This window comes from Rhodococcus sp. ENV425 (assembly GCF_002887785.1).
GTDB lineage: Bacteria > Actinomycetota > Actinomycetes > Mycobacteriales > Mycobacteriaceae > Rhodococcus > Rhodococcus aetherivorans.
The window spans coordinates 1-21,682 of sequence record NZ_PCZU01000048.1 but is presented as its reverse complement, the minus strand read 5'-3'; the positions used below and the strand labels follow the sequence as shown (position 1 = coordinate 21,682).

At 71.6% G+C, this 21,682-nt stretch carries 20 protein-coding genes, 1 tRNA gene and 1 rRNA gene; all 22 read right to left on the bottom strand.

The window, feature by feature from the left end; translation table 11 throughout:
* Window positions 1-147: 147 nt before the first annotated feature.
* Window positions 148-363, bottom strand: coding sequence for an SMP-30/gluconolactonase/LRE family protein (locus CQZ88_RS03715; protein WP_081636970.1), 216 nt, complete (start codon window positions 361-363; stop codon window positions 148-150).
* Between the two features lie 43 nt (window positions 364-406).
* Window positions 407-844, bottom strand: coding sequence for an SRPBCC family protein (locus CQZ88_RS03710; protein ID WP_006936756.1), 438 nt, complete (start codon window positions 842-844; stop codon window positions 407-409).
* Window positions 834-3,494 (bottom strand): bifunctional acetaldehyde-CoA/alcohol dehydrogenase, encoded by a 2,661-nt coding sequence (gene adhE, locus CQZ88_RS03705; protein WP_006936755.1) that lies wholly within the window; start codon window positions 3,492-3,494, stop codon window positions 834-836. The genes CQZ88_RS03710 and adhE overlap by 11 nt, the downstream gene beginning before the upstream one ends.
* 261 nt (window positions 3,495-3,755) lie before the next feature.
* Window positions 3,756-3,829, bottom strand: a tRNA-Pro gene (locus CQZ88_RS03700).
* Window positions 3,830-3,912: 83 nt separating this feature from the next.
* On the bottom strand, window positions 3,913-5,334 hold the full coding sequence (gene der, locus CQZ88_RS03695) for a ribosome biogenesis GTPase Der (protein ID WP_006936753.1): 1,422 nt from the start codon (window positions 5,332-5,334) through the stop codon (window positions 3,913-3,915).
* On the bottom strand, window positions 5,331-5,993 hold the full coding sequence (gene cmk, locus CQZ88_RS03690; RefSeq protein ID WP_180986938.1) for a (d)CMP kinase: 663 nt from the start codon (window positions 5,991-5,993) through the stop codon (window positions 5,331-5,333). Before cmk ends, der begins: the two co-directional genes overlap by 4 nt.
* Window positions 5,994-6,010: 17 nt before the next feature.
* Window positions 6,011-7,015: a pseudouridine synthase gene (locus tag CQZ88_RS03685; RefSeq protein ID WP_006936744.1), complete on the bottom strand. Its 1,005-nt coding sequence runs from the start codon at window positions 7,013-7,015 to the stop codon at window positions 6,011-6,013.
* Window positions 7,016-7,027: 12 nt separating this feature from the next.
* A complete protein-coding gene (scpB, locus tag CQZ88_RS03680; protein ID WP_006936742.1) occupies window positions 7,028-7,714 on the bottom strand; it encodes an SMC-Scp complex subunit ScpB in 687 nt (228 codons plus the stop codon).
* The gene (locus tag CQZ88_RS03675; protein WP_029543868.1) at window positions 7,711-8,550 is read right to left on the bottom strand and encodes a ScpA family protein; all 840 of its coding nucleotides are present in this window, start codon (window positions 8,548-8,550) and stop codon (window positions 7,711-7,713) included. The genes scpB and CQZ88_RS03675 overlap by 4 nt, the downstream gene beginning before the upstream one ends.
* A 3-nt stretch (window positions 8,551-8,553) precedes the next feature.
* On the bottom strand, window positions 8,554-9,519 hold the full coding sequence (locus CQZ88_RS03670; RefSeq protein WP_006936740.1) for a ParA family protein: 966 nt from the start codon (window positions 9,517-9,519) through the stop codon (window positions 8,554-8,556).
* Window positions 9,520-9,619: 100 nt separating this feature from the next.
* Entirely contained in the window at window positions 9,620-10,537 is a 918-nt protein-coding gene (gene xerD / locus CQZ88_RS03665; protein ID WP_006936739.1) for a site-specific tyrosine recombinase XerD, read from the bottom strand.
* Window positions 10,538-10,541: 4 nt separating this feature from the next.
* The gene (locus CQZ88_RS03660; protein ID WP_006936732.1) at window positions 10,542-11,171 is read right to left on the bottom strand and encodes an NUDIX hydrolase; all 630 of its coding nucleotides are present in this window, start codon (window positions 11,169-11,171) and stop codon (window positions 10,542-10,544) included.
* Window positions 11,172-11,177: 6 nt separating this feature from the next.
* Window positions 11,178-12,944 carry a CTP synthase gene (locus CQZ88_RS03655; protein ID WP_006936731.1) on the bottom strand — a complete coding sequence of 589 codons (1,767 nt, stop codon included), beginning with the start codon at window positions 12,942-12,944 and terminating at the stop codon, window positions 11,178-11,180.
* A gap of 159 nt (window positions 12,945-13,103) precedes the next feature.
* Window positions 13,104-14,054, bottom strand: a complete 951-nt coding sequence (locus CQZ88_RS03650) for a copper transporter (RefSeq protein ID WP_006936730.1) — start codon at window positions 14,052-14,054, stop codon at window positions 13,104-13,106.
* Window positions 14,051-15,235 (bottom strand): putative cytokinetic ring protein SteA, encoded by a 1,185-nt coding sequence (gene steA, locus CQZ88_RS03645; RefSeq protein WP_102799265.1) that lies wholly within the window; start codon window positions 15,233-15,235, stop codon window positions 14,051-14,053. Before steA ends, CQZ88_RS03650 begins: the two co-directional genes overlap by 4 nt.
* A 55-nt stretch (window positions 15,236-15,290) precedes the next feature.
* A complete protein-coding gene (gene recN / locus CQZ88_RS03640) occupies window positions 15,291-17,081 on the bottom strand; it encodes a DNA repair protein RecN (protein ID WP_006936727.1) in 1,791 nt (596 codons plus the stop codon).
* Window position 17,082: 1 nt separating this feature from the next.
* Window positions 17,083-18,027 carry an NAD kinase gene (locus tag CQZ88_RS03635; protein WP_006936725.1) on the bottom strand — a complete coding sequence of 315 codons (945 nt, stop codon included), beginning with the start codon at window positions 18,025-18,027 and terminating at the stop codon, window positions 17,083-17,085.
* On the bottom strand, window positions 18,024-18,848 hold the full coding sequence (locus CQZ88_RS03630; RefSeq protein WP_006936719.1) for a TlyA family RNA methyltransferase: 825 nt from the start codon (window positions 18,846-18,848) through the stop codon (window positions 18,024-18,026). Before CQZ88_RS03630 ends, CQZ88_RS03635 begins: the two co-directional genes overlap by 4 nt.
* 1 nt (window position 18,849) lies before the next feature.
* Window positions 18,850-19,020 (bottom strand): hypothetical protein, encoded by a 171-nt coding sequence (locus CQZ88_RS29445; protein ID WP_006936717.1) that lies wholly within the window; start codon window positions 19,018-19,020, stop codon window positions 18,850-18,852.
* Between the two features lie 109 nt (window positions 19,021-19,129).
* The gene (locus CQZ88_RS03625; RefSeq protein WP_006936716.1) at window positions 19,130-20,125 is read right to left on the bottom strand and encodes an HAD-IIA family hydrolase; all 996 of its coding nucleotides are present in this window, start codon (window positions 20,123-20,125) and stop codon (window positions 19,130-19,132) included.
* On the bottom strand, window positions 20,122-21,357 hold the full coding sequence (locus tag CQZ88_RS03620) for a M48 family metallopeptidase (RefSeq protein ID WP_072635316.1): 1,236 nt from the start codon (window positions 21,355-21,357) through the stop codon (window positions 20,122-20,124). The genes CQZ88_RS03625 and CQZ88_RS03620 overlap by 4 nt, the downstream gene beginning before the upstream one ends.
* Window positions 21,358-21,433: 76 nt before the next feature.
* A 5S ribosomal RNA gene (gene rrf / locus CQZ88_RS03615) occupies window positions 21,434-21,550 on the bottom strand.
* Window positions 21,551-21,682: the final 132 nt, after the last annotated feature.

Below are 21,682 nucleotides of genomic sequence, written 5' to 3'. Positions count from 1 at the left end.
CCGGCAGCCGCCACAACGCCCGGCGTACCACGGGTCAGCTGCCTCCGAGCCGGTCGAGGACACCATTGCGGGGCGCAACCATCGCCACCCACAGCCGGCCGCCGCGCGCCCGGGAGACGTTGTCCGGCATTCCCGGAAGGTTCGTCATCAGCGGCCGCGGGGCGTGGGGGCACGGATCGGCAGTCCGGTCAGGCAGTAACCGCCGGTTTCGGCGAACAGGACAGTGGATTCGTCCTCCGTGAGAGTGATGCCATTCGGGAAGTGGAGCCGGTCGAGTACGACAGGGACCGAACCGTCCGGGTCACGGCGCAGCAGCCGGCCGCTGCCGCGGTGCTCGGGCAGGGCGCCCACGTAGTGGTCCAGACCGTGGCGGGTGTGGACCGGGTGGGCCCCGCGCCGCCCGCGTTCAGCTCTCCAGGCGCTTCTTCAGACCGGTGAGCGTACTGTCGACCAGGCCCTTGATCACCCGATTCCGCAGGAAACCGGGTAGCGGCAGGTTGTGGTGGATGGTCAGCTCGTACGTGACGGAGGTGCTGGCCGGACCGACCGCGTCGAGTTGGTAGCGCCCTTCCTGCCCGGTCTGCAGGCGTCCTTGGAGCATCGACCAGCTCATGCCGTCGTCGCGGTGCCGGTAGGTCAGGGTGTAGCTGTCGGTACCGACGGTGGCCGACGCCTTGAACCGGGCGGTGCGCGGCAATCCGGTCTCCTCGTCGACCTCGAGCACCTCGGCCTCGAGGATCTCGGGGATCCACTCGGTCTGGCTCTCGAGGTCACGGATGGTCGCGAGCACGGTGCCCAAGGGCGCCTCGACCTGGACGGTCTTGGTGGCGCTGTCAGTGGGCATGCTCGCCGTCCCCGTAGTAGCCGAGCCGGAGCAGGGTGGTGATCTCGCTGATCAGCGGCATCCGCGGGTTGGTGCGGTTGCTCAGGTCCTGGAACGCGGTCATCGCCAGCTCCGGCAGGGCGGCGAGGAACTCGTCCTCCGCGATGCCGATCTCCTTCAGGGTGCGCGGCACCCCCATGCGGCGGAGCAGGTCCTCGACACCCTGGAAGAGCCGGCGGCGGCTCTCCTCGGGTTCGTGCCCCCCGAAGACGATCCGCCCGAGCTGAGCGTACTTCTCGGGCGCGACGTACGCGGAGTAGCCCGGGGCCGGCATGAACTTGGTCGGCAGGCTGGCGTTGTAGCGCAGGGTGTGGGGCAGGAACACGCCGTTCACCCGGCCGTGGGCGATGCCGAACCTGGCGCCGACGGAGTGCGCGAGGGCGTGGTTCGTGCCGACGAAGGCGTTCGAGAAGGCGAGTCCGGCAAGAGTGGCGGCATTGGACATGTCGGTGCGGGCGGACAGATCGTTCGGGTCGTCGTACACCCGCGGCAGCGCCTCGAAGATCAGGCGCGCGGCCTGGACACAGAACGCATCGGTGTAGGGCGAGGCGAAGATGGAGGCTACCGCTTCCAGCGCGTGGGTCAGCGCGTCGATGCCGGTGTCGACGGTCAGGGTGCGCGGCATCGAGAGGGTGAGCATCGGGTCCACCACCGCCATATCCGGAACCAGCGAGTAGTCGACGAGGGTCTCCTTGCGGCCGGCGACGGTGAGGACGGCCGCGGGTGAGACCTCCGATCCGGTGCCGGCGGTCGTGGGGATTGCCACCAGCCGCAGCTTGTGTGGATCCTGCGGGTATTCCGCCATGCGCTTGCGGGGGTCGAGAAACGGCAGCGTCAGCTCCGCGAGATCCTTCTCCGGGTGTTCGTAGAACAACCGGATCGCTTTCGCCGCGTCGATCACCGACCCACCGCCGATGGCGATGAGCAGGTCCGGCGGGTACCCCTCGAGCAGCGCAACGCCGCGGCGGATGGTGGCCTCGTCCGGTTCCGGTTCGACCTCGCTGAACACCTTGATGTGCTCCGCGCGCAGGTGGGCGCGGAGCTCGTCGACGACTCCCCGCTGTTCGCTCAACGCGTCGGTGACGACCACAACGCTCGTACACGGGACCTCGCGGAGGTTCTCGAGGGCACCGGCATTGAAGTAGGTGTTGGAGGGCACGCGGAACCACTGCGGCGGGGTGCGCCGGTGCGCGACGGTCTTGATGTTGAGCAGCTGCTGGTAGTTGACGTTCTCGGTGGTGCTCGATCCGCCCCAAGTGCCGCAACCCAGGGAGAAGGTGGGGGTGAGGTTGTTGTAGATCCCGCCGAGCGCGCCGACCGCGGTGGGGGCGTTGACGAGGATCCGTCCGGTGCGCACGGCCAGACCGTAGGCGTCGATGACCGCCGGATCGGTGGCGTAGATGGCGGAGGTGTGGCCGAGGCCGCCGTGTTCGGTGACGAGCACGGCGGCGTCGATGCCGTGCTGGACGTCGCGGGCGCGCACGAGACCGAGGACGGGCATAAGCTTCTCCTGCACCAGAGGGTGCGCGGCGAGCTGGTCGAGGTCGGAGGGCAACGGCGCCAGGAGCACCTTGACCGCTGGATCCACGGTGAAGCCCGCGCGGGCGGCTAGTTCGGGAGCCTGCTGGCCGAGAGCGGCGAGGTTGACCTTGTCGCCGCAGCCGAAGGCGAATTCGGCCACCGCGGCGGCCTGCTCGTCCGTGAGTACGTGCGCCCCCATCCGCTCGAACTCGGCGACGGTGGCGTCGTAGATCTCGTCGTCGATGATGCAGGTCTGTTCGGCGGGGCAGATCACGGAGGCATCGAAGGTCTTCGAGATGAGGATGTCGACGACGGCGCCCTTGATGTCGGCCGTGCGGTGCAGATAGATGGGGGCGTTGCCGGGTCCCACGCCGAGCGCGGGTTTGCCGGCCGCGTTGGCGAGGGAGACGATCTTCTGCCCGCCGGTGACCCAGATGAAGTCGACCCGAGGATGCTTGAACAGGTAGTGGGTGACCTCGTGGGCGGCGTCGGGAATGACCTGCAGCGCGCCGGGGGGCATACCGGCCGCTTCGGCTGCCGCACGCAGGATCTCGACCGTGCGTTCGCACGACCGCACGGCGAAGGGCGAGGGCCGGAAGATGACGGCGTTGCGGGTCTTTGCCGCGACGATCGCCTTGTACAGCACCGTGGAGGTGGGGTTGGTGACCGGGGTGATCGCCAGGACCACGCCGATGGGTTCGGCGACGCGGACGATGCTGCGCTCGACGTCCTCCTCGATCACGCCCACGGACTTCTTGTCCTTGAGGTAGTCGTAGAGGAACTCGGTGGCCACGTAGTTCTTGACGACCTTGTCCTCGAAGACGCCGAATCCGGTCTCCTCGATCGCCACCGATGCCAGTTCCGCGGCCGCCCGGATGCCGGCCTGCGCCATGGCTTCGACGATCGCGTCGACCTGTTGCTGGTCGAGGGTGCGGAACTCGGCCGCCGCGGTGGTCGCCGTGTCGACGACCGCGTCGATCTGCTCGTGCCGGACCGGGCCGGTGTCGACGGCGGGAGTCGCCTCCGCCGTGGCGGCGTCGCCGGTGCTGTTGGTGGCCTGGGATTCGGTGCCGATCCGGGTTTCGGTCATGTTGTCTCCTCGGACTGGAGATGCCCGTCGCGCCTCGGTGTGGCCGCGGCTCCTGTTCGCGACAGTACTCGCGGCTCGAGGTGTTGACTGCGGTCTTTGGACCCTGACCGTGGGCCTTTCGCGGAGCTGCCGCTGCCGCACCCTGGGCGGCTGGTTCCGGGGTGGGCCGGAGCGGCACGGCAGTCCTGGAACCGGGCCGCGGAGGGTGGCCCGCACGCGAACGAGGCGGTCCCGGGGAATTCGGGACCGCCTCGTCGTGGGTCGGGCTGACAGGATTTGAACCTGCGACCACTTGACCCCCAGTCAAGTGCGCTACCAAGCTGCGCCACAGCCCGTCCGCGCTCTCGTCGAGCGCTCGTTGAGATTACAACAGGGACGGACCGATTCACCAATCGCCTGGTCAGGACCGTTTCGGGTGCTACTTGCCGCGGCGGTCCCGTTTCTCGCGCACGCGCACGGAGATCCGCACCGGGCTGCCCTCGAAGCCGAACTCCTCGCGCAGCCGCCGCTCGAGGAATCGGCGGTAGCCGGCCTCGAGGAAGCCGGTGGTGAACAGCACGAACGTCGGCGGCCGGGTGCCGGCCTGGGTGGCGAACAGTACCCGCGGCAGGCGGCCGCCGCGCATCGGCGGCGGAGTCGCGGCGACGACCTCCTTGAGCCAGGTGTTGAGCCGGCCGGTGGAGATGCGCTTGTCCCAGGACTCGAGGGCGGTCTCCATGGCCGGCACGAGCTTCTGCACGGCTCGGCCGGTCTTGGCGGAGATGTTGACGCGCGCCGCCCACGGCACGCGCAGCAGATCGCGTTCGATCTCCCGGCTCAGCTCGTAGCGGCGATCCTCGTCGACGAGGTCCCACTTGTTGAAGGCGATGACGAGGGCGCGGCCCGCGTCGGCGACCATCGAGATCACCCGTTGGTCCTGCTCGGTGATGGGCTCGGAGGCGTCGATCAGCAGCACCGCCACCTCCGCGGCCTCGATGGCGCCGCGGGTGCGCAGCGAGGCGTAGAACTCGGCCCCGGAGGCGGTGTTGACGCGCTTGCGCAGGCCGGCGGTGTCGACGAACCGCCAGGTCTTTCCGCCGAGCTCGACGAGGGAGTCCACCGGGTCGACCGTCGTGCCGGCGACGTTGTGCACCACCGACCTTTCGTCGCCGGCCAGCTTGTTGAGCAGGCTGGACTTGCCGACGTTGGGCTTGCCGACCAGCGCGACACGACGCGGGCCTCCCCCGCCGGTGCCTTCGCGCGGGGTCTGCGGCAGCACCGAGAGCAGCTCGTCGAGCAGGTCCCCGGTGCCGCGACCGTGGGTGGCCGACACCGAGTACGGCTGCCCCAGGCCCAGCGACCACAGGGCGGCCGCTTCGGACTCGACGCGGTCGTCGTCGACCTTGTTCGCGACGAGCAGCACCGGCGTCTTGGAGCGGCGCAGGACCCTGGCGACCGCCTCGTCGACGGCGGTGGCGCCGACGGTCGCGTCGACGACGATCAGGATCGCGTCGGCTGTGCGCATCGCAATCTCCGCCTGCCGCGCGACGGACTGTTGCAGGCCCTTCGCGTCGGGCTCCCAGCCGCCGGTGTCCTGCACCATGAATCGGCGGCCGTTCCAGTTGGCCTCGTACGAGACGCGGTCGCGGGTCACGCCCGGCACGTCCTCGACGACCGCTTCGCGGCGGCCGATGATGCGGTTGACCAGGGTCGACTTGCCGACGTTGGGTCGTCCGACCACGGCGACGGTCGGCACGGGCACGAACTCCTCGAGTTCGTCGTCCCCGACGAGCTCGAGGTCCCAGTCCGCTTCCTCCGACCAGGTGCCGTCGCCGGCGAATTCCGTCACATCCTCGCTCACAGGGTCGCTCCCGTCTGCTCGGCGACCACGGCGGCGAGCGCGGCGATCACTTCGTCGATGTCCATGTCGCTCGTGTCGACGACGACCGCGTCGTCCGCCGCGCGCAGCGGGGAGACCGCGCGGGTGGAGTCGAGGTGGTCGCGGCGCTGCACCGCAGCGAGCACCGCCTCGTAGTCGTCGCCGCGGCCTTCGGCGATGTTCTGCCGGTTGCGCCGCTGTGCCCGGGCCTCGGCGGAGGCGGTGAGGTAGATCTTCACATCCGCGTCGGGGAACACGACGGTGCCGATGTCGCGCCCCTCGACGACGATGTGCCCGGCGTCGCGGCCGATGCTCTGCTGCGCTGCGACGAGGGCCTGACGCACCGCGGGGACGGCGGAAACGGCGGAGACGGCGCCGGTGACCTCGCCGCCGCGGATGATCTCGCGGACGTCCTCCCCGGCGAGCCGGATGTCCTCGACTTCCGGGTCGGTGCCGATCGACCAGGGCAGGGACGCGGTGGCGGCGGCGATGGCGGCGGGATCGGTCAGGTCCGCCCCCGCTCGCAGGGCGTGCAGGGTCGCGACCCGGTACATGGCGCCGGTATCGAGATAGGCGGCGCCGAGGCGGCGGGCGAGCCGCTTGGAGACGGTGGACTTGCCGGTGCCGGACGGGCCGTCCATGGCGACGATCAGGGAGCTCACAGGCCCACCGCCTGGTAGAGGCCGCCGACTTCCTTGCGGCCGAGCACCCGCAGGGTGCCGGGTCGCTGGTCGCCGAGCGCGACGGGTCCGATGTCGGTGCGCACCAGGCGGATCACGGGGTGGCCGACGGCGTCGAGCAGGCGGCGCACGATGTGCTTGCGGCCCTCGTGCAGTTCGAGGCGGACGAGGGACTGGCCCTCGTTTACCTGCAGGAGCGCGAAGGAATCGACCTTGGCGGGGCCGTCGTCGAGTTCGACGCCGGCGCGCAGCTGCTTGCCGATACCGCGCGGGAGGACGCCCTTGACGGTGGCGAGGTAGGTCTTGGTCACCTCGTAGGAGGGGTGCATGAGCCGGTGGGCGAGCTCGCCGTCGTTGGTGAGCAGCAGCAGCCCTTCGGTGTCGGCGTCGAGCCGGCCGACGTGGAAGAGGCGTTGTCCGGCGGCGACGCGTTCGGAGACGATGTCGCCGACGCAGGGGCGGCCGAGGTCGTCGGACATGGTGGACTGCCAGCCGCGCGGCTTGTTGAGCACGAGGTGGACGAGGTCCTTGTTGACGACGACGCGCACGCCGTCGACGCGGACGACGGCGTTCTCGGGGTCCACGCGCAGGCCCTGTTCGGTGACGATGGAGCCGTCGACCTCGACGCGGCCGGCGGCGATGAGTTCCTCGGCGGCGCGGCGGGACGCCACTCCGGCCTGGGCGAGGACCTTCTGCAGGCGCATGCCTTCGCCGGCGGGCAGTTGGGGGCGCTCGGCGGCGTGCTGGTGCCGGGCGGGTTTGGCGTTGCTGATCTTGGGGAGGGCCGCCGGTCGCTGGGCCTGGGGCTTGGGGGCGGCGGGACGGCCGCGCTTGTTGAGCGGGGTGTCGCCCTTGCGGTGTGCCTTCTTGGGCGTGGCCGCGCGGGCGGCGGGTTCGCCCCGTCGTTCGCGCGGGGGGTTCCCCGCGCGGGAGGTGGTCTTTCTGCGGTCCGGTGTGCCATCACGGCGAGCGGGCTTGTGCACTTTTTTCCTGTCTCAATCGGGATCGAACGGCGCGGGCGAGGTGGACTCGGTGCGCGGGTTCCTTCCCATTCTCGCAAATCGTGGGTCGGCCTCGAGACTTTCGCTGATGTCGTCGATCACATCGACGTCCGGGAGCAGCGGCGCGAGGGGCGGCAGGTCCTGCAGGGAGGCCAGGCCGAGGCGTTCGAGGAACAGTTCGGTGGTGACGTAGCGGGTGCCGCCGGTCTCGGGGTCGGTGCCGTCCTCGGCGATCAGGTCGCGGGCCAGGAGGGTGCGCATGACGCCGTCGACGTTGACGCCACGGACGGCGCTGACGCGGGCGCGGGTGACGGGCTGGCGATAGGCGACGACGGCGAGGGTTTCGAGGGCGGCACGGGTGAGCTTGGTGCGGGCGCCGCCCTGCAGGAGCCGTTCGACGTACGGGGCGTAGTCACGGCGGGTGTAGAAGCGCCAGCCGTCGCCGGCGTAGCGCAGGTCGATGCCCGAGCCGCGCGCGTCGAGGTCGGCCGCCATGCGGTGCAGGGTGGTCTCGACGCGGGTGGCGGTGACGCCGATCGCGTCGGCGAGCTGGGCGTTGGGGGCGGGGGTGTCGACGACGAGGAGCAGCGCCTCGAGGGCGGCGGCGAGTTCGTCGTCGGTCATCTCGAGCAGTTCGGCGTCGAGTCCGCGCGGGTCGGGGTCCGGCGTGTCGCTGCTCACCCGTAGTCCTCCTCGAATGTGGTGACGGCGTCGTCGTTCTCGCCGGTCCAGGCCACCTGGAGCGGCCCGAGCGGCTCGGGTTGGTCGAAGGTGACGGCTCGTTCGCGGTAGAGCTCGAGCAGCGCGAGGAACCGGGCGACGATCTGCAGGCTGTTGTCGCATTCGGCGACGAGTTGGCCGAAGGTGGCCCAGGTGCCGGCGCCGTGGGCGCGCAGCAGGGTGAGCAGGCGGGCGGCCTGCTCGGGGACGGAGACCCGGGGGGTGTGGAGATGGTCGAGGCCGACGCGGGGTGGCGGCTTGGGCCGGAAGGCGGCGGCGGCGATCTCGGCGAACCGGGCCGCGTCGACGCCGAGGACGACCTCGGGCACCAGGTTCTCGTACTGCGGTTCGAGCGAGACCGCGCGTGGGTAGCGGCGCAGGGCGGCGGCTTCGAACTCGGCGAACAGGTCGGCGATCTGTTTGAAGGCGCGGTATTGCAGCAGGCGGGCGAAGAGCAGGTCGCGGGCCTCGAGCAGGGCGAGGTCCTCGGGGTCGTCGACGTCGCCGGAGGGCAGGAGGCGGGCGGCCTTGAGGTCGAGCAGGGTCGCGGCGACGACGAGGAACTCGGTGGTCTGGTCGAGTCCCATCTCGGGGCCGAGGGCGCGGGTGTAGGCGATGAACTCGTCGGTGACCTCGTGCAGGGCGACCTCGGTGACGTCGAGGCGGTGCTGGGAGATCAGGGTGAGCAGCAGGTCGAAGGGGCCCTCGAAGTTGCGCAGCCGTACCTGGAAGCCCGCGGGGGGCGGGGCGGGGCGGGCAGGGTCGGGCGCGGCCGGGCCGGGGGTGTCGACGGTCACGGGCTATCGGCCGGAGCGGTGGATCACTTCGCGGGCCAGGGCCCGGTAGGACTCGGCGCCGGCGGACTTCGGCGCCCAGGTGGTGATGGGTTCTCCGGCGACGCTGGTCTCGGGGAACCGGACGGTGCGGGCGATGACGCTGTCGTAGACGAGGTCGCCGAAGACCTCGACGACCCGGGACATCACCTCGCGGGCGTGCAGGGTGCGCGAGTCGAACATGGTCACGAGGATCCCGGCGAGGCTGAGCTTGGGGTTGAGCCGGTCGCGCACCTTGTCGACGGTGTCGTTGAGCAGGGCCAGTCCGCGGAGGCTGAAGTACTCGCATTCCATCGGGATGATCACCGCGTCGGCGCAGGCAAGGGCGTTGACGGTGAGCAGGCCGAGGGACGGCTGGCAGTCGACGAGGATGTAGTCGTAGCGGTCGAGGACGGGGTACAGGGCGCGGCCGAGGGCTTGTTCGCGGCCGACCTCGGAGACGAGCTGGATCTCGGCGGCGGACAGGTCGATGTTGCTGGGCAGCAGGTCCAGTCCTTCGACGCGGGTGTGCAGCAGTACGTCGTCGACGGAGACGCCGCGTTCGACGAGGAGGTTGTGCACGGTCAGGTCGAGGTCGTGGTGGGCGACACCGAGACCGGCGGACAGGGCGCCCTGCGGGTCGAGGTCGACGAGCAGGACGCGGCGGCCGTATTCGGCGAGGGAGGCACCGAGGTTGATGGTCGAGGTGGTCTTGCCGACCCCGCCCTTCTGGTTGCACATCGCGATGATCTTCGCGGGCCCATGGCTGGGCAGCGGCTGCGGTTCCGGGACGTGCCGGCGGGGCCGGCCGGTGGGGCCGAGCTCGGCCTCGGGTTCCGCGGTGTGGGTGTGCTCCGGGCCGGCGTGTGCCGCGTCGGCGCCGGGGCGGCCGTGGAGCAGGGCGTGCTGTGCTGCCGGCGCTGTGTCCGCTGCGGGCGGTTGTGGTGTCCCCACTATCCCCTGCTCCCCCTGTCCTGCTCGCTCGGCTGTCGGATCAACGCTACCGCTTCGGGTGGTGCGATGGCGCCGTGGACACGCCCTGCCGTCGCGGGCGCTATCGAGCGCGGGGGTGGGCCCCGGCCCACACCTCGCGCAGCGCACCGGCTGTGACCTGCGTGTAGATCTGTGTGGTGGTCACCGAGGCATGGCCGAGCAGTTCCTGCACCACGCGCACGTCGGCGCCGCCGTCGAGGAGGTGGGTGGCGAAGGAGTGGCGCAGGGTGTGCGGGGAGACGGCGGCGGTGACCCCGGCGCGGGTGGCGGCGGTCTGCAGCACCTGCCAGGCGCTCTGCCGGGACAGGCGGCCGCCGCGGGCGTTGAGGAACAGTGCGGGGGTGCGGCCGGTGGCCAGCGCGGGCCGGCCCCGCACGAGATAGGCGTCGACGGCGGCCAGGGCGGGCCGGCCGACCGGCACGACGCGTTGCTTGCCGCCCTTGCCGCGCAGGAGCACCGACCGGTTGGTGGTGTCGAGGTCGTCGACGTCGAGGCCGACGGCCTCGGAGATGCGTGCCCCGGTGGAGTACAGCAGTTCGAGCAGCGCCCGGTCGCGCAGGTCACGCGGCCCGTCGGCGCTGGTGCCCGCGGAGCCGAGGATGGCCAGCACGTCGGCGACGGACAGGGCCTTGGGCAGGCGCCGGCCCGCGGCGGGGGGTTTGACGGCGCGGGCGACGTCGACGGGGGTGCGGCCTTCGGTGGTGGCGAAGCGGTGCAGTCCGCGCACGGCGACGAGGGCGCGGGCGGCGGAGCTGGCCGCGAGGGCGGGCCTGCCGCGGTCGGGGTCGCCTCGGCGCAGCGCGGTGACGAAGTCGCCGACGTGCTCTTCGCGGACGTCGGCGAGGTCGTCGATGCCGCGGTCGGTGAGGTGGTCGAGGTAGCGGGTGAGGTCGCGCCGGTAGGACGCCAGGGTGTTGGGGGCGGCGCCGCGCTCGACGGTGAGGTGGTCGAGGTAGGCGTCGAGCTGGCGGGCGAGCACCGCGTCAGTTCCCGTCGCGCTTGGTGCGCAGCAGGGCGCGGGGCCGGTCGGGCCACTCGGCCTCGGCGGGGCGCAGGGCGCCCGCATCGCGGCGGGTGGCGGCGAGGGCGAGGATCCCCGACACGGCGGTGGCGTTGACGATCCGGCCGCCGAGCACCATGGCGACGGCCTCGTCGACGGGGACGCGGCGGATCTCGAGGTCCGCCTCCTCGTGTTCGGGGTCGGGCCGGTCGGCCTCGGACAGGCCCCGGGCCGCGTACACGCGCACGGCCTCGTCGGTGAATCCCGGCGAGAGGGCGAGGTCGACGAGCAGGTCCCAGCGGGCGGCGGCCAGGCCGGTCTCCTCGGCGAGTTCCCGGCGGGCCGCGTCGAGCGGGTCCTCGCCGGGCGCGTCGAGCAGCCCGGCGGGCAGCTCCCAGAGGCGGTGGCCGAGCGGGTGGCGGTACTGGTGGATCAGGATCAGCCGGTCCTGCTCGTCGACCGCGGCGATCGCGACGGCGCCGTGGTGTTCGACCACCTCCCGTTCGGCCTCGTGCCCGTCGGGCATGGCGACCCGGTCCACACGCAGCGACACGATCGCGCCGGTGTAGATCCGGCGCGTGGACAGCGTCCGGAACTCGTGTCGCTGCGTCACGGTCGGCTACTTGCCGCCGGCGGTGGCGTTCTCGGACGTGGTGACCACCGCGTCGCCGCCGTCCACGTCGACCTCGTCCGCGTCGTCGCCGTGCACGTCCACGGGCAGGCGCTCGGCGGCCTTGTACCGCAGCGCGGCTGCGATGAACGCGGAGAACAGCGGGTGCGGGCGGGTGGGGCGGCTCTTGAGCTCGGGATGCGCCTGGGTGGCCACGAAGAACGGGTGCAGGTCGGCGGGGTACTCGACGAACTCGACGAGATGCCCGTCCGGGGAGGTGCCCGAGAACCTCAGGCCCGACTTGGCGATCCGGTCGCGGTAGGCGTTGTTGACCTCGTAGCGGTGGCGGTGCCGCTCGGAGACCTGCTCGCCGCCGTAGGCGCGGGCGACGACCGAGCCCTTGGCGAGTACGGCCGGGTAGGCGCCGAGCCGCATCGTGCCGCCGAGATCGGCCTCGCCGGCGACGGCCTGCTCCTGATCGGCCATCGTGGAGATCACCGGATGGGTGGTGTCGGGATCGAACTCGGCGGAGTTCGCGTCGGTGATGCCCACCGAGCGGGCCGCCTCGATGACCACGCACTGCAGGCCCAGGCACAGGCCGAGCAGCGGGATCTTGCGGGTGCGGGCGTAGCGGATCGCGCCGAGTTTGCCCTCGATGCCGCGGATGCCGAAGCCTCCGGGGATCAGGACCGCGTCCACGTCGCCGAGCGCGGCCTGGGCGCCGGCCTCGGTCTCGCAGTCGTCGGAGGGCACCCAGCGGATGTCGACCTTGGCGCGGTGCGCGAAACCACCGGCGCGCAGCGCCTCGGTGACCGACAGGTAGGCGTCGGGCAGGTCGACGTACTTGCCGACGAGCGCGACCCGCACGGTCTCACGCGGCTGGTGCACCCGGTCGAGCAGGTCGCCCCACACGGTCCAGTCCACGTCGCGGAACGGCAGGCCGAGCTGGCGGACGACGTAGGCGTCGAGTCCTTCGCGGTGCAGGACCTTGGGGATGTCGTAGATCGACGGGGCGTCGGGGCAGGAGATGCAGCCGTCGACGTCCACGTCGCACATCAGCGCGATCTTCGCCTTGAGGGCGGCGGGGACCTCCCGATCGCAGCGCAGCACCAGCGCGTCGGGCTGGATGCCGATGTTGCGCAGCGCCGCCACCGAGTGCTGGGTGGGCTTGGTTTTCAGCTCACCCGACGGGGCCAGATAGGGCACGAGGGAGACGTGCAGGAAGAAGACGTTGCCGCGGCCGACGTCGTGACGGACCTGACGGGCCGCCTCGAGGAACGGCTGGGACTCGATGTCGCCGACGGTGCCACCGATCTCGGTGATGATCACGTCGGGAACGTTGCCGTCCTTGTCGGGGCCGGCCATCGCCATGATCCGGTTCTTGATCTCGTCGGTGATGTGCGGGATCACCTGGACGGTGTCGCCGAGGTATTCGCCGCGCCGCTCCTTGGCGATGACCGTGGAGTAGATCTGGCCGGTGGTGACGTTGGCGGCGGCGTTGAGATCGCGGTCGAGGAAGCGTTCGTAGTGGCCCACGTCCAGGTCGGTTTCGGCGCCGTCCTCGGTGACGAAGACCTCGCCGTGCTGGAAGGGGTTCATGGTGCCGGGGTCGACGTTCAGGTAGGGGTCGAGCTTCTGCATGGTCACGCGCATGCCGCGCGCGGTGAGAAGAGCGCCCAGGCTCGATGCCGTCAGCCCCTTGCCCAGTGAGGAGGCGACGCCCCCGCTGACGAAGATGTGCTTGGTGGCGGTACGCGAGTGGCGTGACTGTGGCAAAGAAGCTCCCGTGACGTCTGGTGCAGGACTTCGGACTGATGACGGAACTGCTGGGGCCTGCACGACCCACGGAACTTCACGGTAACACCTGTCGTGGGTCCCGCGTGCACGACTCGCCCGGATCGGACGGGGATCACACCGTTCGCCGCGCCGCGCCCGTCAGCGGGCGGCGGTTCCGACGGTGACGGCGCCGGCGTTGGGGCCGGTTCCGTACCGGCCCGACACCCCGGCGAGCTGTTCCTGCAGCGCCAGCACCGTGGTGATGCGGCCGGATTCGCGGTCGACGGTGTCGACGGTGGACAGACCGGCCGACAGCGCCGCGTCGGCCCGCACCACCGCGACGGCCCCGTTGCCGACGGCGGCGCCGGGCCGCCCGGCCAGGACCGTGCCGGCACCGCGGGAGTCGAACGCGGCGGCGAAGCGGGCCAGCAGCGCACCGCGGTTGCCGCCGCCCTCGGCGCCGGCTCCCCCGTCGCCGGTGACGACGATGGCGGTCTGGGCGGGTTCGACGGTCCCGTCGTCGTACGCGACGAAGCCGCCGCCCCGCAGCGTGGAGAGCGCGAGGTCACGTTCTTGGGGGGTGCTGCGCGGCTGCCCGCTCGCCGGCTCGACGAGCAGCACGGCTCCGAGCAGGTCCCCGGCCAGGCTGCCCTGATCCACGGCGCCGGTCTGCAACTGCACCCCGGCGGGGACGACGTTGGTGACGGTGGTGCGCAGCTGGTCGGCGCCGGCGGCGTCGACGAAGGGCTCGGTCAGCGAGATCCGGCCGGTCACGGCGGCGCCCGCCGCCTCGACCGTGCGGATCACCGCGTCCAGGTCCGCCGGGTCGGTGTCGGGAGTGGCGATCATGAGCACCGTGCGGCCGGCGAGCGCGTCGCGCACCACACGCCCGGACACCGCGGCGTCGAAACCGTCGGCCGCGTTGAGCTGCTCGGTGAGCACGTTGGTGCGGTCCTCGGCGTCCTGCAGCCGGCCCTGCAGTTCGGACCGGTCGTCGCGGAGCCCGGCGACGACGCTGTCCGACAGCAGCCCGGAGCCGAGGACGATGCCCACGGCGAGGGCGAGGAAGACCGCTGCGATCGAGATTGCGTGGTGACGCAACGAGATCACGCGGTCAGCCCCTGCACCCACACCACGAGACTGTCCCAGCTCTGCACGGCCCAGTCCACGACGTCGCCGCCGAGGTTGGACACGATCAACGCGACGATCACGGCGATCAGCGCGGCGAACACCAGCAGGGCGATCACCCCGCCGGAGACGCGGCTGCGGTAGAGGGTGGCGACGGCCTTGGCGTCGACCAGTTTCGGCCCCACCTTCAGCCGGGTCATGAACGCCGACGGGTTGCTGTCACGGCGGCCCTGGTCGAAGAACTCGTCGAGCGAGACGGTGCTGCCGACGGTGACGATGAGGGCGGCGCCGTGATGGTCGGCCAGCAGCAGCGCCAGGTCGGCGGGGGCGCCGGTGGCGGGGAACGTCATCGCGCCGATGCCCAGGTCCTGGATGCGTTCGAGACCGGGGGCGTGGCCGTCGTGATCGGCGGGCAGCACCACCTCGGCGCCGGACTTGAGGGTCTCGGTGCCGATCCCGTCCGGGTCGCCGACGATCAGATCCGGCCGGTATCCGGCCCGGACGAGGGTGTCGGCGCCGGTGCCGACGCCCACGAGGATCGGCGAGTACTCCTTGATGAACGGCTTGAGGTTCTTCAGGTCCTGCTCGTGGTCCGGCCCGTCCGCGACCACCACCACGTGCCGGTCGCGCAGGTCCACGTCGACGTCGGGCACTCCGACCCCGTCGATGAGCAGCGGGCTCTCCGAACGGATGAACTCGATGGTGTTGCCCGAGAACGCCTCGAGGTGGTCGACCAGGCCGGTCTTCGCCTCGATCATGCGGTCGGAGATCTCGGTTTCGGTCTGCTCCTCGCCCTGGATCAGCAACCGTTCCCCGGAGTAGACACCGCCCTCGTGCAGGCGGACCTTGGCGCCGTCCTTGACCTTCTTGAACACCTCGGGACCGGTGTTGTCGATCAGGGCGATGCCGTTGGCGACGAGCACCTGCGGGCCGAGGTTCGGGTAGCGGCCGGTGATCGACGTCGAGGCGTTGACCACGGCGGTGACCCCGGCCTCGACGAGCGCGTCGGCGGTGACGCGGTCCATGTCGACGGCGTCGAGAACGACGATGTCGCCGGGACCGACCCGGCGCAGGAGCCTGGCCTGGTTCTTGTCGACCCGGGCAATGCCGCTCACTCCGGGCAACGTTTCGTTATTGCGTGACAGCAGCGCCGGCATCTTCATGGCATCGATGATGAACCCGGGCCGGGGCCGGGCAACGGAGGCGCGCCGGGCGGGATCAGCCTCGTCGTTCGGCGTGCGCGGTGGCGAGCAGTTCCTCGGCGTGGGCCCGGCCCGTCTCGGTGTCGCCGAGGCCGGCGAGCATGCGGGCGAGCTCCGCGACCCGCTCGGTATCGGTGAGCGCGCGCACCCCGCTGCTGACGACGCCCCCGGCATCGTCGACTTTGTCGACGACGAGGTGGGTGTCGGCGAACGCGGCGACCTGCGGCAGGTGGGTGACCACGATGACCTGATGGGTGCGCGACAGGCGGGCCAGGCGCCGGCCGATCTCGACCGCAGCCCGACCGCCCACCCCCGCGTCGACCTCGTCGAACACCATCGTGGCGCCGCGTTCGGACCCGGCCAGCACCACCTCGAGCGCGAGCATGACGCGGGAGAGCTCACCGCCGGAGGCGCTGCGCGCGATGGGCAGGGACCGGGCCCCGCTGTGCGCGGCGAGCCGGAACTCGACGTCGTCGACGCCCGAGGTGCCGGCGTGCAGCACCCGCCCGCCGACCTTCAGCGGTGCGGTGTCCTGCGGCCCCGCCTCCCGGTCCCGCACCTGCACGTCCAGACTCGCCCGGCCCATCGCCAGGCCGGACAACTCCTTGCTGACCGCCTTCGCGAGCTTGTCGGCGGCCTTCCTGCGGGCGGCGGAGAGGGCGGTCGCGGCCTCGGCGGCGGCGGCCGCCTCGCGATCGGCGCGCGCGGCGAGTTCGGCGACCGCATCGGCGGACACGTCGATCCTCGACAGCCGGTCGCGGGCCTCGCGAGCCCACTCGAGCACACCGTCGATGTCCGCGGCGTACTTGCGGGTGAGCGATTTCAGCTCCGCCTGGCGGTTCAGCAGCGTCTCGAGGGCCCCCGGGTCCGACGGCAGGTCCGACAGGTATCCGGACAGCTCGCCGGCGACGTCGGTGACCACCGCGATGGCCTCGTCGAGCCGGGGACCGAGCTCGCGCAGGGCCGGGTCCTCGGCCGCCTCGAGCCGCGCCCGCGACTCCCCCAGCAGATCCAGAGCCGCCGCGGCCACGTCGTCGCCGTCCCCGCCGGTGAGGGCGGCCTGCGCGCCCTGCGCGGAGTCCCGCAACGAATCGAGGTCGCCGAGCCGGCGCACCTCGGCCACGATCCGGGTGTCCTCCCCCGGCTGGGGGTCGACGGCGTCGATCTCGTCGAGCGCGAACCGCAGGCGGTCCGCCTCCTGCGCGAGCTCCCGGGACCGCTCGGTGCGTTCGCTCAGCTCGGCCCGCGCGGTCAGCCACCGCTGGCGGTGCTCCTGGTACGCCGCCAGCAGCGGCGCGATCGCCTTGCCGGCGAACCGGTCGAGGGCGGCGCGCTGCTGGTCGGGCCGCAGCAGCCGCAACTGGTCGTTCTGGCCGTGCACGGTCAGCAGCGGATCGGTGAACTCCGACAGCACCCCCACCGGGACGCTGCGCCCGCCGAGGTGGGCGCGGGAGCGGCCGTCGCTGCCGACGGTGCGGACCGCGATGATGCTGCCGTCGTCGTCGCGCTGGGCGCCGGTCGTCTCGAGCAGGCGTGCCACTTCCCGCTCGACGTGGCTGGGCACCCCGCCCGCCGCGCTCGACCCGGCGTCGGCATCGATGCAGAAGCGACCCTCCACGACGGCGCGGGAGGCGCCGACACGGACGCGGGTGGGGTCGGCGCGCGCCCCCGACAGCAGGTGCAGGCTGGTCACGACCATGGTCTTGCCGGCTCCGGTTTCGCCGGTCAGGACGGTCAGCCCGCCGTGGAACTGGGCGCCGGCCTCGGAGATGACCCCCAGATTGTCGATCCGGATCTCGGCAAGCACCTCACAGTCTCCTTCCCCGCCAGCCCTTCACCGGAAGATCGAACTTGCGCACCATGCGGTCGGCGAACGGCGCCGAGTCCAGCCGCACCCACCGCACCGGGTGCTTGCCGCGCACCACCTCGAGTCGGCCTCCGGCGGGCAGGTCCAGGGTGCGGCGGCCGTCGCAGAACACCAGCCCGTCGTGGCTGCCGGCGAGGGTCTCCACGGCGATCAACGACTCCGGGCTGGTCACCATGGGCCGGGCGAACAGGGCGTGCGCGTTGCTGGGGATCACCAGCAACGCCTCGAGTTCCGGCCACACGATCGGGCCGCCGGCGGAGAACGCGTACGCGGTCGATCCCGTCGGGGTGGCGATCAGCACGCCGTCGCACCCGAACGCCGACACCGGCCGGCCGTCGACCTCGAGCACCACCTCGAGCACGCCCAGACGGGACTTGTTCTCGAGGCTGGCCTCGTTCAGCGCCCACCCCCGGTCGACGATCACGTCGTCGACCCGGATCGCGACGTCCAGCGTCATCCGCTCCTCGACCCGGTACTCGCGGCGCACCACCTGCGCCAGTGCCTCCTCGAGATGTTCGGCCTCGGCCTCGGCGAGGAAACCGATGCGGCCCAGGTTGATTCCGAGCACGGGCACCCCGGCGCGCTGGGCCAGTTCGGCGGCGCGCAGGAAGCTGCCGTCCCCGCCGAGCACGATCACCATCTCGCAGCCCCGGGCGGCGTCCGGTCCGGGTTCGACGATGCGGACCCGTCCGTCCGGGCCGGCGAGCGGACCCAGACCGGTGCTGGCGACCTCGTCGTCGAGCACCCGCAGCCCGATGCCGGCCTCGCCGAAGATCTTCGCCATGCGCTGCGCCGTCGCGGCGATCTCGACCCGCCCCGAGTGGGACACGAGCAGGACCTCGCGGGTCGCCCGCTCCGGGCCGGTCGCTGCACTATCTGCGGTCACTGGGGTCCTTCCTGCACGGCTCGTTCGACGAGTTCGACCACGTCCGCGCCCAGTTCGACCGGGCCGGGTTCCCCGGCGCGCAGCCACAGGAAGTACTCGACGTTGCCGGACGGGCCGGGCAGCGGACTGGCCACCGCCCCGAGCGTACGCAGCCCCAGAGCCTGGGCCTCCCGGGCGACACCGAGGACCGCCTCGGTGCGCAGAGCCGCATCCCGGACGACGCCGCCACTGCCGACCCGCTCCTTCCCGACCTCGAACTGCGGTTTGACCATCGGCAGCAGATCCGCGCCCGGAGTCACGCACCGCACGAACGCCGGGAGCACCAGCTTCAGCGAGATGAACGACAGATCCGCCACCACCAACTCGACCGGCCCTCCGATCGCGTCCGCACCGATGTTACGCACGTTTGTTCGATCGATCACGTGGACGCGCTCGTCGGACTGCAGCCGCCACACCAACTGGCCGTAGCCCACGTCGACGGCGACGACCTCGCGGGCGCCCTCGTGCAACAGCACGTCCGTGAAGCCGCCGGTGGAAGCCCCGGCGTCGAGGCACCGCCGCCCGGTGACCCGCAATCCCTGTGGGGTGAACGCCTCGAGGGCGCCGAGCAGCTTGTGGGCCCCTCGCGAGGCCCACGCCACCTCCTCGGCGACCTCCGTGACCAGCAGGGGCGCCCCCGGATCGACCTGGGTCGCGGGTTTCGTCGCGACGGTGCCGTTGACGAGGACCCGCCCAGCCGTGATCAGTTCGCCGGCGTGCTCGCGGGACCGGGCGAGGCCCCGGCGCACCAGCTCCGCGTCGACTCGCGCTCGCCGGGCCACGTCAGATCTTGTCCACGGTCGCGAGCGCCTGGACCAGCAGGTCGTGCGCCTGTTCGAGCAGCTGCGCCTGCCGCGGGATGATCTCGGACGGATCGGGCTCACCGTCGGCGGTGACGTCGCGGGCGCGCGTGAGCAGACCCTCGACCTCGATATGGATCGACGCGGGATCCACGCCCGGATGGGGGCGTGGAAGGTGGTCGCCTGGGCGTGGAATCGACGTGCTCATCGTCGACCACGCTAGTGCATGCCGGTGACGAACCGGCACACCACGCAGACCCGGCTCAGCGGGATATTCCCCACCGTGCCAGCAGGTCGTCCGCCGCCACGACCCGACCGAAACCGGGGTTGGCCCAGGCGACGTCGAGCACGGCCCGCAGCGCGGCCATCGGGTCCGCCGCGAACTCCGGTGCCAGGTGCACATCCCGTCCGTCGAACGACACCGCTCCCGGCTCGCGCGGTCCCACCCGCAGCGTGGCCGCCTCGGCGTCGAGACCGGCGAGCGAGTCGGCCACATAGGTGGGGCGCTGCTTCTCCGGCGCCCGGAGCAGGTCCGCGACCGTGCTGACGCCGGTCAGTACCAACAACGAATCGGCGCCGACGGCGTTGGCGCCGGCGATGTCGGTGTCGAGCCGGTCGCCGGCCACGAGCGGACGCGAGGCGCCGCTGCGCACGACGGCGTCCTCGAGCAGCGGCGCGGCCGGTTTGCCCGCCACCAGCGGCTCACAGCCCGTCGCCGACCTCAGGGCCGCGACCATGGAACCGTTCCCGAGCACCAGGCCCCGCTCGGTGGGCAACGTCGAATCGACGTTCGTCGCCACCCACAGGGCGCCGGAGCGCAGTGCGAGCGTCGCCTCGGCGAGGATCGCCCACCCGGTCTCCGGGGAGTGTCCCTGCACGACCGCCACGGGCTCGGCGTCCGCGGAACGCACCGGAGTCAGACCGACCGCGGCGACCTCGTCGACGAGGGCTCCGGTGCCCACCACCAGCACCGGAGCGCCGGCCGGGACCCGCTCGGCCAACAGCCGGGCCGCGGACTGGGAACTGGTGACCACGTTCGACTCGTCGGCCGCGAAACCGAGTTCGCGCAGATGTTTGGCAACCTCTGCCGGGCGACGGCTCGCGTTGTTGGTGACATAGAACAGCCGCTCGGCACCCTCCGACAATGCCTCGCGGGCCCCGGGCACCGCCTCGGCGCCGCGGTAGACGGTGCCGTCCAGATCGAGCAGGAGTACGTCGTAGAGCGCCCGCAACGACGCGCCGCCGGATGTACCGGTCACTGATCCTCTCCGGTGAGTTCGGCGACGCGTTCCTCGGCGTCGGTGTCCCCCTCGAGATCCGCCGCGGCGGCGTTGAGGAACCACTTCAATCCGTCCTCGGTACGTCCCGCGGCCACGAGTGCATCCGCGTACGCATAGAACAGGCGCGCGGCGGACGGGCCGGTGCGCGAGGCATCCAGGTCCGGGGTCTGCAGGGTGACCACCGCCTGGTCGAACTGTCCCAGATCCATCCGGGCGCCCGCCACGACGATGCGCAGCTCGGTGGCCTCGTCGCCGGTCAGCGCCCGAGCCTCGTCGCTGCGGCCCAGCTCGATCGCGCGCTCCGGCCGGCCGAGACCGCGCTCGCAGTCCGCCATGACCGCCAGCAATCCCGGTCCCCCGGCCATTCGTCGGGCGGCCCGCAACTCGGACAGCGCCTCCGCCCATTCGCCGGCGTGGTAGGCCGTGATGCCCGCTGCCTCACGAACCACGGCGATACGGCCGGCGCGCTGCCGCGCAGCACGAGCGTGCGCCAGCGCCAGACGGGGATCGTCGTCGATCAGGCGGCCGGCCATGACCAGGTGCCGGGCCACTGCGTTGGCGTTCGACTTGTCGAGACTCAGCAGGTCCCGGCGGATCGTCGGATCGAGGTCCGACGCTTCGACGTCCTCGGGCAGGTCCGGCTCGTCCGGCCGGGCTTCGCGACGCGGAGCCGGAGCACCCTCGCGGCCACGGCTCGGGCCGAATCCACCCTCGCCGCCACGGCGACGCGGAGCGCCCCCGTCTCGCCGTTCGGGTCCGTGGCCGGCACGGGACGTGCCCGTGCGCCGATCGTCACGGCCCCGATCGTCGCGCCGGTCACCGGTGCGCCGATCGTCCCGACGGTCGTCGTTTGTGCCTCGATGCGGGCGCTCGCTGCGGGAACGGTCGTCGCGGGAACGGTCGTCGCGCCGCTCACCGTAGGGCCGATCTCGCCGGTCCCCCGACGGGCGATCGCTGTGGGGTCGCTCCGAGCGGCTACTCCCGCGGGAGTCGTCCGCGGAGCCCTTCGCCGGCTCGCTTCGCCGTTCCCCGCGGAAAGTGCGGTCCTCGCCGCGACGATCCGGTCGGCCGGCGACTCCCTGCCGGCGATCCTCGCCGCGGGCCGGGCCCCGGTCGCCACCCTGGCGGCGCTCGCCGCTGTCTCCGCGTCCCGACCTGGGAGTGGACCCTCCACTCCGGAAGGATCGACGCTCACCATCGTTGTCGGACACAGAAAAATCCTTTCATGAAAAACCAGAAAAACCACGAGAGGGGACCCAACTGGTGGGTCCCCTCTCGTAAACGGGTGTTCGGCGGTGTCCTACTCTCCCACACCCTGTCGGGTGCAGTACCATCGGCGCTGGAGGGCTTAGCTTCCGGGTTCGGAATGGGACCGGGCGTTTCCCCTCCGCTATGGCCGCCGTAACTCTGTGAAACTGTCCACACTCCTTCGGAGTGAATGGAGTGAACGCCGCCCTCTTTCACGGGGGCTGCGCCCACCCGATTCCCCGAAGAACATGGTGAATCGAGTGTGTTGTTTCAGATACCGCACAGTGG

Excerpts from the sequence above, each read along its gene's own strand:
- adhE (WP_006936755.1), bottom strand. The coding sequence starts at position 3,494 with ATGACCGAAACCCGGATCGGCACCGAATCCCAGGCCACCAACAGCACC.
- steA (WP_102799265.1), bottom strand. The coding sequence starts at position 15,235 with ATGAAGATGCCGGCGCTGCTGTCACGCAATAACGAAACGTTGCCCGGA.
- CQZ88_RS03710 (WP_006936756.1), bottom strand. The coding sequence starts at position 844 with ATGCCCACTGACAGCGCCACCAAGACCGTCCAGGTCGAGGCGCCCTTG.
- cmk (WP_180986938.1), bottom strand. The coding sequence starts at position 5,993 with ATGGACGGCCCGTCCGGCACCGGCAAGTCCACCGTCTCCAAGCGGCTC.